Source organism: Streptomyces sp. PA03-5A, from assembly GCF_033792725.1.
Lineage (GTDB): Bacteria > Actinomycetota > Actinomycetes > Streptomycetales > Streptomycetaceae > Actinacidiphila.
This window is the reverse complement of sequence record NZ_JARAVL010000021.1, coordinates 57,561-71,167: the sequence shown is the minus strand read 5'-3', so window position 1 is coordinate 71,167 and position 13,607 is coordinate 57,561. Positions and strand designations below refer to the sequence as shown.

The following is a 13,607-nucleotide window of genomic DNA, read 5'->3' as shown; positions in this document are numbered from 1 at the left end:
GCCGGGACACTCTCCGGCGTCGTCGTGATGGCAGCGCGCTTCATACCGGTGACGATAACAGCCACGGCCGGCGCCCGCGCGGGATTCGCACCGCGCCCCGCCCGCCCGGGGACCACCCGGTGAACGTCTACCCGGTCACAACGCACAACGCTGGGGAAAGTTACGTCTCTTCACCCCTTTCGGTGGCACGGCGGACAACCGTCCGTCGTGCCCCCACTTCGCCGGAATACGGTCATCGCGCCCGAACGGACCGGTGCGGAGAGGGGGCAGACGTGCGTATCGCATTACTCGCGGAGGGTGGTTATCCGTACGCCCGGGGTGAGGGGGGCGCCTGGGTCGACCGGCTCGTGCGCGGGCTCCCCGGGCACGAGTTCGCGGTGTACGCGCTCGGCAGGAACGAACGGGCCGGGACGGCGGGGCTGCCGGCGCTGCCGCCGCAGGTGCGGGACGTGCGCGTGCTGCCGCTGTGGGGGCCGGCGCCGGGGCCCGGGGGCGTGCCGGGCAAGGCGCGTCGGCGGCGGGCGCAGGCGCTGGAGCAGTACCGCGACCTCGTCGGCGTGCTGGCGGGCGACGCCGGGGCCAATGGCGTGGCGGACCGTTTCGCCTCCGCGCTCTACGGCCTCGCCGAACTCGCCCGCGAGGACGGTGGCGTCCCGGCGCTGCTGCGCTCCGAGCACGCGGTGCGCGTGCTGGAGGAGGTCTGCCGGGCGCCCGGCGCGCGACCCCTCGTCGGGGAGGCGGGGGTGGGCGATCTCCTGCTCGCGGCCGACCAGTTGGAGCGCGCGCTGCGGCCGCTGGCCGCGCCCTGGTACGACGAGTTCGGCGACGCGCTGGCCACCGCCGACCTCTGCCACGCCGTGACCGGCGGCACCGCCCTGCTGCCCGCTCTCCTGGCCAAACGGTTCTTCGGCACGCCGCTGCTGGTGACCGAGTACGGCGTGCGGCTGCGCGAGACCCTGCTGCTGCACCGCGCCGCGGGACTGTCCGCCCCGGTACGCGCCCTGCTCGCCGCCTTCCACCGCCACCTCGCGGGCGAGGCGTACCGCCGGGCCGCCCTGGTCACCCCCGGCAACGCCCACGCGCGCCGCTGGCAGGAGCACTGCGGCGCCGAGCGGGACCGCGTGCGTACGGTCTACCCCGGCTACCACGGGCCCGTACCCGAGCCCCCGGCCGACGCCGAGGGCGGCGAGCCGGCGCTGGTGTGGGTCGGCCGGGTCGACCCCGGCAAGGACCTGGTCGGGCTGCTGCACGCCTTCGGGGAGGTGCGCAAGGAGGAACCCGGAGCGCGGCTGCGCGTCGTCCGCGCCGGCGAGGGCGACCCCGCGTACCTGGAGCAGTGCCGCTCCCTGGCGGCGCAGCTCTTCCCCGACGAGGCGGCCGACGCCGTCACCGCGGGCGAGAACCCGGTCTCCTTCGAGGAGCTCGGCTCGCCGGGCGCCCCGGCGCTCCCCGACGCCTACGCGGCCGGGGACGTGGTCGTCCTCTCCAGCGTCGTCGAGGGCTTCCCGGTCACCCTGGTCGAGGCCATGTTCTGCGGCCGGGCCACCGTCTCCACGGACGTCGGCGCCGTACGGGAGGTCATCGGCGGGACCGGCCTGGTCGTGCCCCCGCGCAACCCGAAAGCGCTCGCCGAGGCCTGCGTCGCCCTGCTGCGCGACCCCGAGCGCCGGCAGCGGCTGGGCGCCGCCGCACGCGAACGCGCCCTGGAGCTCTTCACCGTCGAGCGGAACCTGGCCGCGTTCCGGGAGATCTACCTCGACCTGGTCGCCCACGCGCCCGGCCGTCAGGCCCCGCTGCGCGACCCGGACGGCACCCCCGTCCCCTTCGGCAGGCCCGCCGAATCCCGTGTCCCCGGCCACTGGACGGCCACACCGGCCTGGGCGCTCGCCGCCCGTGAGCCGGCGTACGCCGGAGCCGAGAGGCGGGAACGCGCATGAGCCACGTGCAGGAGACCGAAGCCGGCGCCCGCAGGGGCGGCCCCCGCAAACGCGGCCCCGCCGACCCCGTCCGCGCCCTGATGCACCGTCACCGGCAGCTGTGCGCCGAGGCGGTGGACCCGCTGGAGATCGTGGCCGGACTGGAGGCGCAGGGCGTCACCGACCGCGTCGCGGCGGGCTTCCGGCACCGCGACGTCTTCTCCCTCGCCGAGGAGCTCTACGCCCGGGTGCCCCGCGCCACCGCCCCGCCTGCCGCGGGCCGGCCGGCGGACCGCCCCGCCCTGCTGCTCACCCTCGCCCCGGGCGCCGTCTGTGCCGCCGCCGGCGCGGCGCTGCGCTGGCTGCCGCCGGTCACGGTGGTCGCGGTGGCCGTGCCGCTGCTCCTGCTCGTGCTCCTCGCCGCCCTGCGCCGCGGACCGCTGAGGGCGCCGTACGGCACGGGTCCGGCCGGTGCGGTGTGGAGCTGCTGGCTGGTGGGGTTCGGGCTGTACGGGCCGCGCGCCGTCGACGGCTTCGCCGGGGGCGTGCTGCCCGCCGCGGACGCCGCCGAGCTGACCGCGCTCGCGCTCTCCCTCGCGCCGGCCGCCTGGTGCGCCCACCGCTTCGCGGTGCGCTCCCGCGGGCACCTGCTGCGCAGCCGCAGCCTGGAGGAGTTCGGTGGTGCCGTGCGGCCGTTGCTGGCGGGCACGCTCGCGCTCTTCCTCGCCTTGGTGCTCGCGCTGCTGTGCGCCGCCCGGGCCGTGGCGGGCGCCCCGCTCACCCCCGCCGCGCTCGCCGGGCCCGCGGCGCTCGCTCTGCTGCTGTTCACCGCCCGTCTGCTCGCGGTGCACGGCCACCCCGACCCGGCGGCCATCGGCACCGGGCTCGCCTGCGCCACCGAGGCCGTGGCCCTGGCCGCGGCCCTGCTGAACCGGTTCCCCCTCCCGCCGGCCGCCGTCCCCGCGCTGGCCTGCGCGGCCGCCGCCCTGGCGCTGGCGGCCCACGCCCTGACCACCCTCTCGCGTGCGTCGGCGCACACGGCCGCGGCGGCGCCGCGATGAGCGGCCGGCGGCCGGGGCGGCCCGGCACACCCCGCAGTTCCGTAGAAGAAGCCAAGGAGCCATTCACGATGACCCACCCGCACCCCCGACCACGGCGAGCGCAGCGGAGGCGCTCGCTATGAGAGTCCTCCTCCTGGGCGCCAACGGATTCGTCGGCCGTCACGTGGCCGAACGGCTGCTGGCCGACCCCGCCGTGCAGCTGACCGCCCTCGGCCGCAGCGACGACGCGGACGTGCGCTTCGACCTGTCGTCCGGCAGTCCCGGCGCGCTGGCGCGCTTCATGGACGCCGTCCACCCCGGGGTCGTCGTCAACTGCGCGGGCGCCACCCGCGGCGGGGCGCGCGAACTCACACGGCACAACACGATCGCGGTCGCCTCCGTGTGCGAGGCGATGCGCCGCAGCGCCACCTCCGCCCGGCTGGTCCAGGTGGGCTGTGCCGCGGAGTACGGGCCCTCGCCCACCGGTTCCTCGACGGCCGAGGACGCCGTGCCCCGGCCGGGCGGTCCGTACGGGGTCAGCAAGCTCGCCGCGACGGAACTGGTGCTCGGCTCCGGGCTCGACGCCGTCGTGCTGCGGGTCTTCACCCCGGTCGGGCCGGGGACGCCCACCGCCTCGCCGATCGGGCGGCTCGCGGAGGCGATGCGCCGGGCCATGCAGACCGGCGACGGCGAGCTGAAGCTGACCGGACTCGGCGTGCAGCGGGACTTCGTGGACGTGCGCGACGTGGCCCGCGCCGTGCACGCGGCCTCGCTCTCCGCCGCCCAGGGCCTGGTCAACATCGGCACGGGCCACGCCGTACCGCTGCGCGAGGTGGCCGCGGCCCTGGCCAGCGCCGCGGGCTACGCGGGCGCCCTCCACGAGGTCGAGGACCCGCACCTGATGGCGAACGGCACCGGCCACCCCCACTACCCGGACGGCTGCGGCGCCTGGCAGCAGGCCGACATCCGCACCGCCCGCGACCGCCTCGGCTGGCGCCCGCGCATCGCCCTCGAGGAATCCCTCGCCGACGTCTGGATGGAGGCGGCATGCCGCGTGTGACACCGAGCGGCCTGCGCAGGCCGATCGACCGCTGCGACGGACTGGGCTTCGGGGTCCCCGCGTACGCGCACCCGCTGGTCGCCCCGGGCGAATGGGCCGAACTGGCTCGCCCCGAGGCGCCGATGCACTGGGTGGTGCTCAACGTGGCGCGGGGCCCCGGCGCCCGGATCGACCCGCTCTACACGCAGGCGTGCGCCCGGCTGCGCGACGCGGCCGTGCCGGTGCTCGGGTACCTGGACACCCGGCACGGGGCGCGTCCCTTCGGCCAACTGGTCGCCGACGCGCACCGCTTCCTCGACTGGTACCGGGTCGACGGCTTCTACCTCGACCGTGCCCCGACCACGAGTTCGGAGCTGTCCGACTGCCGCCGGGTGATCACCACCCTGCGCGCGCTGCTGACGGTGGAGGGCGGCAGCACCGGGCATGTGGTGCTCGGTCACGGCTGCCATCCGTACGAGGGCTACGCCGAAGCCGCCGACCAACTGGTGACCTTCGCCGGGCCGTGGATGCAGTACCGCTGGTCGGAGGCCCCGGAGTGGACGGCCGCGTACCCGCCGGAGCGTTTCTGCCACCTGGTGCACGGCGTCCCGGCCCCGCACCTGGAGAACGCCATGCGGATCGCCCGCTGGCAGGGCGCGGCGACGGTCTACTTCACCGACCGCACCGATCACGCGGCCTGGGACGGCCTGCCGGGCTACTGGGACGAGGCCTCGCGCATGCTCCGCCGCCAGCCGCCGCCCAGCATGTGACCCACATCAGTCTCGCCCCTCGGGACGGCGGTCTCGGAATGAAGAAGGGCGTGGCAGTGTTACGGGAATAACCACCGTAGTGATCGATCGACAAACGGAGTCCCCGTGTCGCTGCCACCCCTGGTCGAGCCGGCCGCCGAGCTCACCGTCGACGAGGTCCGCAGGTACTCCCGCCACCTGATCATCCCCGACGTGGGGATGGACGGGCAGAAGCGGCTGAAGAACGCCAAGGTGCTCTGTGTGGGCGCCGGCGGTCTCGGTTCGCCCGCCCTGATGTACCTGGCCGCCGCCGGGGTGGGCACGCTCGGCATCGTGGAGTTCGACGAGGTCGACGAGTCCAACCTGCAGCGCCAGATCATCCACAGCCAGGCGGACATCGGCCGCTCCAAGGCGGAGTCCGCCCGCGACAGCGTCAAGGGCATCAACCCCTACGTCAACGTGGTCCTTCACGAGGAGCGGCTCGAGGCCGACAACGTGATGGACATCTTCAGCCAGTACGACCTGATCGTCGACGGCACGGACAACTTCGCGACCCGCTACCTGGTCAACGACGCGTGCGTGCTGCTGAACAAGCCGTACGTCTGGGGCTCCATCTACCGCTTCGACGGCCAGGCGTCGGTCTTCTGGTCCGAGCACGGCCCCTGCTACCGCTGCCTGTACCCCGAGCCCCCGCCGCCGGGCATGGTGCCCTCCTGCGCCGAGGGCGGTGTCCTGGGCGTGCTGTGCGCGTCCATCGGCTCCATCCAGGTCACCGAGGCCATCAAGGTCCTCACCGGCACCGGCGAGCCGCTCGTCGGCCGCCTGATGATCTACGACGCCCTGGAGATGCAGTACCGCCAGGTCAAGGTCCGCAAGGACCCGGACTGCGCGGTCTGCGGCGAGAACCCGACCGTCACCGAGCTCATCGACTACGAGGCCTTCTGCGGCGTCGTCTCCGAGGAGGCGCAGGAGGCGGCGATGGGGTCGACGATCACTCCCAAGCAGCTCAAGGAGTGGATCGACGACGGTGAGAACATCGACATCATCGACGTCCGCGAGCCCAACGAGTACGAGATCGTCTCGATCCCGGGTGCGCGTCTGATCCCCAAGAACGAGTTCCTCATGGGCAACGCCCTCCAGGACCTCCCCCAGGACAAGAAGATCGTCCTGCACTGCAAGACCGGCGTCCGCTCCGCCGAGGTCCTCGCCGTCCTGAAGTCCGCGGGCTTCTCCGACGCGGTCCACGTCGGCGGCGGCGTCATCGGCTGGGTCAACACGATCGAGCCCGACAAGCCGGTGTACTGACCGACGGGTGAGGCGAAGGCCCGCGGCGTCCGACCGGTTCGGACGCCGCGGGCCTTCGCCGTCCCCGCGGGCCGGACGTCACGGGCCGGACGTCACGGGCCGGACGTCACGGACCTGCCGGCGCGGCCCCGGCCGGCCCCGGGCCGGTGGACCGCGAACGGACCGGCGCGAGCAGGGACTTCCAGGAGCGGTGCCGCTTGAAGGGCAGCTCGAAGACCCGGGCGAACAGCCACGCCACCAGCAGCGAGACGGGCAACGCCACTACGAGGGTGAACCAGAACGTGGGCAGCCCGGGGGAGACGAACCTGGGGGCGACGCGCCTGATGACGGTCATGACGACGGGCAGGTGCACGAGGTAGAGGCTGTACGAGAAGTCGCCCAGGACACGGACGGGGCGTGCGGTCAGGAGCCTGAGCAGGAAGGCGGGCCTTCCGGTGGCGACCGCGGCGATCAGCATCGTCATGGCGGGCGCGACGGCGAGATCCACCCAGAAGTAGTGGTCCACCGTCCAGACCCGGCCCTTGACGGCGGCGAGCGCCACGACCGGCACGGCGGCCAGGACGGCGAACCAGTGCCACGGCAGGCGCCGGACCCGGGCCGACGCGACGACGATCCACGCGCCCGCCAGACCGGCGACGAACACCGGGGCGAGATGCGGGGTGAGCCAGTTGTCCCCCTCCACCGGGGTCGCGTGCGCGGCCATCAGGCCCCGGGCGACGACCAGGAGTGTCACGCCCGCGACCAGGACCACGGCCCCCAGCCGCCGCCGGACGAACAGCAGGAGCGGGAAGAGGAGGTAGAGCTCCGCCTCCACGCCGATCGACCAGAACGTGCCGTTCGGCGTCGGCGCGGTGAACACGTCCTGGGCGACCAGCCCGTACACCAGGACCGTCGCGCCGGTGGGCGGCCCGAAGTGCGAGGCCGGCACCACGAAGAAGGCGACGAGCAGGCTCAGCGCGAGCGCCGCCCAGTACGGGGGGAGGATGCGCCAGGCCCGGCGCCGCAGGAAACGGGCGGCACCGCCCAGCCGCCAGCCGTCGCGCGCCGGGGAGATGGCCAGTGAGAACCCCGACAGCACCAGGAAGAAGACGACGGCGAGACGGCCGTACATCAGCCCGTCCAGCCACCGGGGGGCCGAACTGTCGGGATACCCCGGGAACGTGTACAGCCAGCAGTGGAACAGGAGTACGTACAGTGCGGCCAGGCCGCGCAGGCCTTCGAGGCCCGGCACTTCCTGCCGGCCGTGCGCCGTGCCGGCGCTGCTGACGGGGCGGCTCGCGTCCAAGGGGATCGTTCGGCCCTTTCCTTCCACGTCGGCGACCTGGTGCCACCCACGGTGACAGGTACGTCGCGTTCGGCCGAGCGGTTCAACGGGCGGCGCACGCCGCCGTCCGGGTCACTGCACGCCGTTGCGGATGACGTCCGGGCGGTTGGTGATGATGCCGTCGGCGCCCAGGGCCGCCATGCGGACGGCGGTGGTGAGGTCGTCGACCGTCCACGCGTTCACGCGCAGCGGCTTGCCGTCGGGGCCCTTCGTGCCGTGGACCGCCTGCACGTAGGCGTAGGTGACGTCCTTCTCGTCCGGGTTGATCTGGTCGGCGAAGGCCGCGTACTCCTTCAGCTGTGAGACCGGCGGGCTGCCCAGGAAGCCGGTCTCGACGGCAGGGCGCAGTGCGTGGGTGCGGCGCAGGGCGTCGGCGCTGAAGCTCTGGATGACCAGGCGGCCGGAGAGGTGGGCCCGGTCGAGCCAGCCGGCCTTCTCGAGGGTGTCGACGGTCTGCTTCTCGATGCCGGGGTAGAGCTCGGGCTGCTTGAGCTCCAGCAGCAGGCCCTGCTGGTCGCGGTCGAGGAGGGTCAGGTACTCCTGGAGGGTGGGGACGCGTTCGCCGCGGAAGCGGGGGGCGAACCAGCTGCCGGCGTCGAGCCGGCGGATCTCGGCGAGCGTGAAGTCGGCGACGCGCCAGGGGGAGCGGTCCGGGAAGACCTGCTCGACGTCGGTGGTGCGGTTCAGCGTCGCGTCGTGGATCACCACCAGGGCCCCGTCCTTGGTGCGCTGGACGTCGTTCTCGATCCACTTGATGTGCTGCTCGTTGGCCTTGCGCACGGCCGCCAGGGTGTTCTCGGGGGCCTCGGTGGACGCGCCCCGGTGGGCGAAGACCGTGGGGGAGGAGGGGTCCGCGGGGGCCGCGTGGGCCGGCATGGTGACGAACGCGGAGGCTCCCAGCAGGGCGACGGCCGTGGCGGTACGGGCGAGGTGCTGGTGCATGCGTACTCCTCACGACGGCGCGGGTCCCCTCCCCGACCGAGGGTCGCAGCCCGTACCCGGACACGGCAGTGCACGGCATGACAAACGGGTGAATATCGTCATCCCGTTCCCCCGCCAGGGTGGCACGGATGACGTCCGGCCGCAGGTCCTGAGGCCCACCCGGGTGGCGGCCGCCCGACAACGGGCCGCGGGGCCGCCCGGGGCGCCGCTGCGGGCACCCCGGGCGGCCCCGCCGTCACGGAGCGTGAGGTTCTGTGTGAGGTTCCGGGCCGGGTCCCGGGATCAGCGGTGGCGGCCCTCCACCATCGCCTCCAGCGTGTCCCGGTGCAGGATCAGCGCGTCCGGGTCGGCCGGCATCTCGCGCTCCCCGAAGTGCACCTGGCGGTGACCGATCCGCAGCATCACGATCGCGTGCCGCAGCGCGGCGTACAGGAGGTGGAAGTCCAGGTGGCCCGGGGTGTGCCCGGTGAGCTCCGCGTAGGTCGCCGCGACGCGGTCGCGGTCGAGGAAGTCCGGCATGCCGGGGAAGCCGGCGGAGACGGTGAGGTCCTGGAAGAAGCGGTGCAGGTACACCAGCCAGGCGAGATCCAGTTCCCGGGGGCCGGCGGAGGCCATCTCCCAGTCGAGGACGGCGACGGGGGCGAAGTCGGCGTCGTAGACGATGTTGCCGATCCTGGCGTCGCCCCAGCTGAGCACGGACGGGCCGGGGTCGGCGGGCCAGTGCTTCTCCAGCCACGCGAAGGCCCGCTCGATGACGGGGGAGGGCGCCAGCCCGTCCACGACCCACTCGTAGTAGGCGCGTTGGGCGTCGACGTGCGCGCGCAGCGTCCCCTCGCCGGGGACGGTGTGGAGTTCGGCGAGGACGCGCACCGTCGAACGCTCCAGCCGCGCCCGGTCCTGTTCGGAGGCGTCGAAGAGCCAGTTGCCGCCGTAGGTGTAGGGCATGACGTCCGGCGGGACGCGCCCCGGGACGCGCTCCATGACGAAGAAGGGCGCGCCGAGCGGCCCCGGGTCGGGCTCCAGCCACAGCAGTTCGGGCACGGGGACGCGGGTGCGCGTGGCGACCGTCCGGATGACGCGGTACTGCGCGGCCATGTCGTACGTCGGGAAGACGGTGTAGGCGTCGGGGTCGCCGGCCAGCCGCAGCACGCAGGGGCGGATGCGCTGGCGCGCGGTGCCCTCCGGATGGGGGACGGCCAGGTCGAACAGGACGGTCTCGCTGGACAGGCCGTTCGCGGAGGGGGCGTGCACCGCGCGGCTGTGGGCGCCGGGGTGCTTCGCGGCCAGCCACTCGTCGAGGCGGCTGCGCAGCAGTCGGGGATCGCGGGTGGTGGTGCGCACCGTTGTCACATGGCCTCCTGACCGGTGAAGCCGCTCGGGGTGTGGCGGCCGAAGCTGCCGTGCTCAAAGATGCCGTAGCCGACCCGGCCGTCCCAGGCGAAACGCGCGGCGTGGTCGGTGACTCCGTACGCGGCCGGCGCCATGACCGCCGGATCCGTCAGGTCGTACGCACGGCGGTCGAGCCATCCGCGGCCCTTCCACTCGCCGTGCTGCCAGTCGCGGGCGGGCGGGTAGCCGGCCCCGACGGCGAGCGGGCTGGAGACCAGCACCTCGGCCTCGATCTTCCCGCCGTCGAGGTGGACGACGGCGGAGACCGGGGTGCGGGTGCCCGCCCGATAGGTGATGCCGACCTGGGCCCGGCCCAGTTGCCGGTCCGGGCCGTGCTCGGTGATCTGCAGGGCCTCGTCCAGGGAGCGGTAGCCGTCGGCGTCCTCCTGGGCGATCACCATGACGAAGCGGTCGTCGAACCGGATCGGTATCCACAGCCAGTGGAAACCTTGCGGGCGGTGTTCCTCCTCGGCCCGTCCCGGGGCCTCGCCGGGCACCGGGCGCACACCCCAGCTGCGGTCCCGGGTGGCCGTCCAGCGGCCGCGTTCCACGCGGATCTCCTCGCCGTCGCCGGTGCGGACCACGCCGTGGCAGGTGCCGGCCTGGACGAAGCGGCTGGCCTCCAGGAAGAGCCGGCCGCCCCGGTACTGGGCGTGGTGCGGCTCCTCGACGGCAGGGAACGCGGCCTCCCATTCCAGGTCGTACGAGAGGAACTCGTCGTCGCAGGTCAGCCGGAGCCTGCGGAGCGGTTCCAGGACGTCGATGCGCAGCGGCCCGACCTGCTGCCGCATGCGGTCCTCGCCGAGCGCGTCCGAGGCGCGCACCGCGAGCATGCCGGTGCCGCGCGTCAGGGTCGCGTAGGCGTCGGTGACGCCGAGGTTGGGATGGACGCCGAGGCCGGTGACGAGCAAGGCCCGGCCCTCGTGGTCGAAGAAGTGGAAGATCGAACGGTCGTAGGCGTTGCGGTCACCGGTCGCGACGTGGCGCATGGAACGGGCGATCTGATGGACCGGGTACTCGTCCAGGGGCACGGGTCGAGGCGCGGGCATGCGCCTGATGATGCGTCAGCGCGGTCGCGGTGGGAAGGGGTCGTGCCGCGGCGTCCTGCCGCGCCGTCAGTCCCCGCCGGCGTCGCCGTCCGGCGTGCGCCTGGCCCGGCTCGGCTGCACCCGCAGCGGCTCCCCGGGCATCTTGGGGTGGTCCGGCGGGTACGGCATGTCACCCAGCCCGCGGTCGTGCTCGTCGCGTTCGGCCAGTTCCAGGACGGAGTCCAGCCGGAAGGCGTGCTCCTCCATGCCGGCGTGGACGTCGCCCAGCTCGGCGTAGCGCGCGGGCATGGTGACCAGGTCGAAGTCCCGCGGGTGCGCCTGCGGCACCTCCTCCCAGCGCAGCGGCGCGGAGACCGGGGCGTGCGGCTTGGGCCGTACGGAGTAGGCGGAGGCGATGGTGCGGTCGCGCGCGGTCTGGTTGTAGTCGACGAAGATCTTCTCGCCGCGCTCCTCCTTCCACCACGCGCTGGTGACCTGCCCGGGCATCCGACGTTCCATCTCCCGGGCGATGGCGATGGCGGCCCGCCGCACCCCGGTGAACGTCCACTCGGGCTCGATGGGCACGAAGACGTGCAGGCCCCGCCCGCCGGAGGTCTTGGGCCAGCCGCGCAGGCCCAGCTCCTCCAGCAGCCCGCGCAGTTCGCCGGCGACGCGCACGGCGTCGGCGAAGTCGGTGCCCGGCTGCGGGTCCAGGTCGATGCGCAGTTCGTCCGGGTGGTCGAGGTCGCCGCGCCGGACCGGCCACGGGTGGAAGGTGAGGCAGCCGAGGTTGGCGCCCCAGACGACCGCGGCCACCTCGGTCGGGCAGATCTCGTCGGCGTGGCGGCCGGAGGGGAAGCGGATGCGGCCGGTGGGGATCCAGTCCGGGGTGTTCTTCGGCGCGCGCTTCTGGAAGAACGACTCGCCCTCGACCCCGTCCGGGTAACGCTCCATCGTCGTCGGCCGGTCGCGCAGCGCCCGCAGGACGCCGTCGCCGACCGTGAGGTAGTAGCGGGCCACGTCCAGCTTGGTGAAGCCCGGTTCCGGGAAGTACACCTTCCCCGGGTTCGAGATCCGGACCGTCCGCTCGCCGACGGTCAGCTCGACCGCCTCTGCCATGCCGTCACCGCCTCTCCCGTCCCCGACACGGTAGGCCCGACGGGCGGGCGGCGCCCGTCGGGCGGAGAATCGCGGCATGGACCTGCCGGTGATGCCGCCCGTGAAGCCGATGCTCGCCAAGTCCGCCACCGAGATCCCGCCCGGCATGCTGTACGAGGGCAAGTGGGACGGGTTCCGCGCCATCGTCTTCCGCGACGGCGCCGAGGTGGAGATCGGCAGCCGCACCGGCAAGTCCCTGACGCGCTACTTCCCGGAGGTCGTCGAGGCGGTCCGTGCGCAACTGCCGCCGCGCACCGTCGTCGACGGGGAGATCGTCATCGCCGGCGAGGGCCGGCTGGACTTCGACGCCCTGCTGGAGCGCATCCACCCCGCCGACTCGCGCGTGCGGCAGCTCGCCGAACGCACCCCCGCCTCGCTCGTCGCCTTCGACCTGCTGGCGCTCGGCGACCGCTCCTTGATGGCGGACCCGCAGACCTGGCGCCGCCAGGCCCTGGTCGACGCGCTCGGCACGGCACGGCCACCGGTCCACGTCGCCCCCGCCACCACCGACATCGAGCTGGCCCGGCGGTGGTTCGAGCAGTACGAGGGCGCGGGACTGGACGGCGTCGTCGCCAAGCCCCCGGACGTCGGCTACCGCCCCGACGAACGCGTCATGATCAAGGTGAAGCACGAGCGCACCGCCGACTGCGTGCTGGCCGGCTTCCGCTGGCACAAGTCCGGTCCCGTCGTCGGCTCCCTCCTGCTCGGCCTGCACGACGCCGCCGGCCGGCTCCAGCACGTCGGGGTCTGCGCCTCCTTCGCGATGCGCCGGCGCGAGGAACTCGTCGCCGAACTGGAGCCGCTGCGCATGGAGTCCGCCGAGGGCCACCCCTGGGCCGACTGGGCCGAGGTGGGGGCACACCCGGCGAAGCCAGGGGGAGAGCCCGGCGGCCGCATGCCCGGGGCCCAGAGCCGCTGGAGCGCGGGGAAGGACCTGTCCTGGATCCCGCTGCGGCCCGAGCGGGTCCTGGAGGTCGCGTACGACCACATGCAGGGCGACCGCTTCCGGCACACCGCCCGGTTCCGCCGCTGGCGGCCCGACCGCGACCCCGCCGGCTGCACCTATGCGCAGCTGGAGGAACCGGTCGGCTACGACCTCGGCGACATCCTGCGGTGAGGCCCCGCAACCCGCACCGGGGCGAGCCGCAGCCGCAGCGGCGGCCGCAGCAACCGCCCCTCCGGGCCGGCGGGCAGGGCGGGCTCCGCGGGGCGTGCACCGGCCTGCGCGTAGGCGGCGAACCAGACCACGACGTCCTCGCCGGTGCGCACGGGCAGCGCCGGGAAGCCGTTGGCCGCGTGCTCGGTGCGGTGCACGGCGCGGGCGCAGTCCGGGGGCGCGAAGCCGGACGGGTCGGCGGGGTGGCAGACGGTCGCGACGACCAGCCCGGTGTCGTCCGGCACGCGGTAACCGGGGCCGCGCAGCAGCAGGACGTCGTCGGAGTCGGTCATGGTCGCGTTGGCCTCCTCGCGGTGCGCCCACCAGACGGGGCCGTCGTAGAAGGCGTGCAGGGCGCGGGTCCTGGCCGCCATGTCGGGGAAGGCCCGCATCCATACGAACCGGTCCGGGTCGTCCAGGTCGCGGAACCGGCCGCCGACCCGGATCCCGGCGGCCTCCTGACCGGTGACGAACTCGCGCTCGAACAGCTCGACCAGGGTGTCCCGGGCGCCGGGGCGCAGGGTGTACTGCCGCAACTCGACGATGTGCGTGGTGTCCATG

Annotated in this window: 12 protein-coding genes; 6 read left to right on the top strand and 6 right to left on the bottom strand. The window is 74.0% G+C overall.

Annotated elements, in window-relative coordinates:
- The first annotated feature begins 272 nt into the window (after window positions 1–272).
- The 5 genes from pelF (at window position 273) to moeZ (ending at window position 6,049) form a co-directional block, all read left to right on the top strand.
- Window positions 273–1,937, top strand: coding sequence for a GT4 family glycosyltransferase PelF (gene pelF, locus PV410_RS25615; RefSeq protein WP_500327960.1), 1,665 nt, complete (start codon window positions 273–275; stop codon window positions 1,935–1,937).
- Complete coding sequence (locus PV410_RS25610; RefSeq protein ID WP_500327958.1) at window positions 1,934–2,977, top strand: hypothetical protein; 1,044 nt, start codon at window positions 1,934–1,936, stop codon at window positions 2,975–2,977. The genes pelF and PV410_RS25610 overlap by 4 nt, the downstream gene beginning before the upstream one ends.
- 118 nt (window positions 2,978–3,095) lie before the next feature.
- Window positions 3,096–4,016, top strand: coding sequence for an NAD-dependent epimerase/dehydratase family protein (locus PV410_RS25605; protein ID WP_500327957.1), 921 nt, complete (start codon window positions 3,096–3,098; stop codon window positions 4,014–4,016).
- A complete protein-coding gene (locus tag PV410_RS25600; protein WP_500327956.1) occupies window positions 4,004–4,765 on the top strand; it encodes a spherulation-specific family 4 protein in 762 nt (253 codons plus the stop codon). The genes PV410_RS25605 and PV410_RS25600 overlap by 13 nt, the downstream gene beginning before the upstream one ends.
- 105 nt (window positions 4,766–4,870) lie before the next feature.
- The gene (gene moeZ, locus PV410_RS25595) at window positions 4,871–6,049 is read left to right on the top strand and encodes an adenylyltransferase/sulfurtransferase MoeZ (protein ID WP_499513820.1); all 1,179 of its coding nucleotides are present in this window, start codon (window positions 4,871–4,873) and stop codon (window positions 6,047–6,049) included.
- Between the two features lie 106 nt (window positions 6,050–6,155).
- On the opposite strand, the gene PV410_RS25590 is transcribed toward moeZ, so the two are convergent.
- From PV410_RS25590 to ligD, 5 genes are all read right to left on the bottom strand, one after another.
- Entirely contained in the window at window positions 6,156–7,334 is a 1,179-nt protein-coding gene (locus PV410_RS25590; RefSeq protein ID WP_500327954.1) for an acyltransferase family protein, read from the bottom strand.
- A gap of 111 nt (window positions 7,335–7,445) precedes the next feature.
- Window positions 7,446–8,315 carry a glycerophosphodiester phosphodiesterase gene (locus PV410_RS25585; protein ID WP_500327953.1) on the bottom strand — a complete coding sequence of 290 codons (870 nt, stop codon included), beginning with the start codon at window positions 8,313–8,315 and terminating at the stop codon, window positions 7,446–7,448.
- Between the two features lie 282 nt (window positions 8,316–8,597).
- Window positions 8,598–9,665, bottom strand: coding sequence for a phosphotransferase family protein (locus tag PV410_RS25580; protein WP_500327952.1), 1,068 nt, complete (start codon window positions 9,663–9,665; stop codon window positions 8,598–8,600).
- Window positions 9,662–10,753, bottom strand: coding sequence for an Rv3169 family protein (locus PV410_RS25575; protein WP_500327951.1), 1,092 nt, complete (start codon window positions 10,751–10,753; stop codon window positions 9,662–9,664). Before PV410_RS25575 ends, PV410_RS25580 begins: the two co-directional genes overlap by 4 nt.
- A 66-nt stretch (window positions 10,754–10,819) precedes the next feature.
- Complete coding sequence (gene ligD, locus PV410_RS25570) at window positions 10,820–11,851, bottom strand: non-homologous end-joining DNA ligase (RefSeq protein WP_500327950.1); 1,032 nt, start codon at window positions 11,849–11,851, stop codon at window positions 10,820–10,822.
- A 76-nt stretch (window positions 11,852–11,927) separates the two neighbouring features.
- Between ligD and PV410_RS25565 the strand changes: the two genes are divergently transcribed.
- Window positions 11,928–13,007 (top strand): ATP-dependent DNA ligase, encoded by a 1,080-nt coding sequence (locus PV410_RS25565; RefSeq protein ID WP_500327949.1) that lies wholly within the window; start codon window positions 11,928–11,930, stop codon window positions 13,005–13,007.
- Here the strand turns inward: PV410_RS25565 and PV410_RS25560 are convergent.
- Window positions 12,980–13,606: an NIPSNAP family protein gene (locus PV410_RS25560; protein ID WP_500327947.1), complete on the bottom strand. Its 627-nt coding sequence runs from the start codon at window positions 13,604–13,606 to the stop codon at window positions 12,980–12,982. The genes PV410_RS25565 and PV410_RS25560 overlap by 28 nt on opposite strands.
- Window position 13,607: the final 1 nt, after the last annotated feature.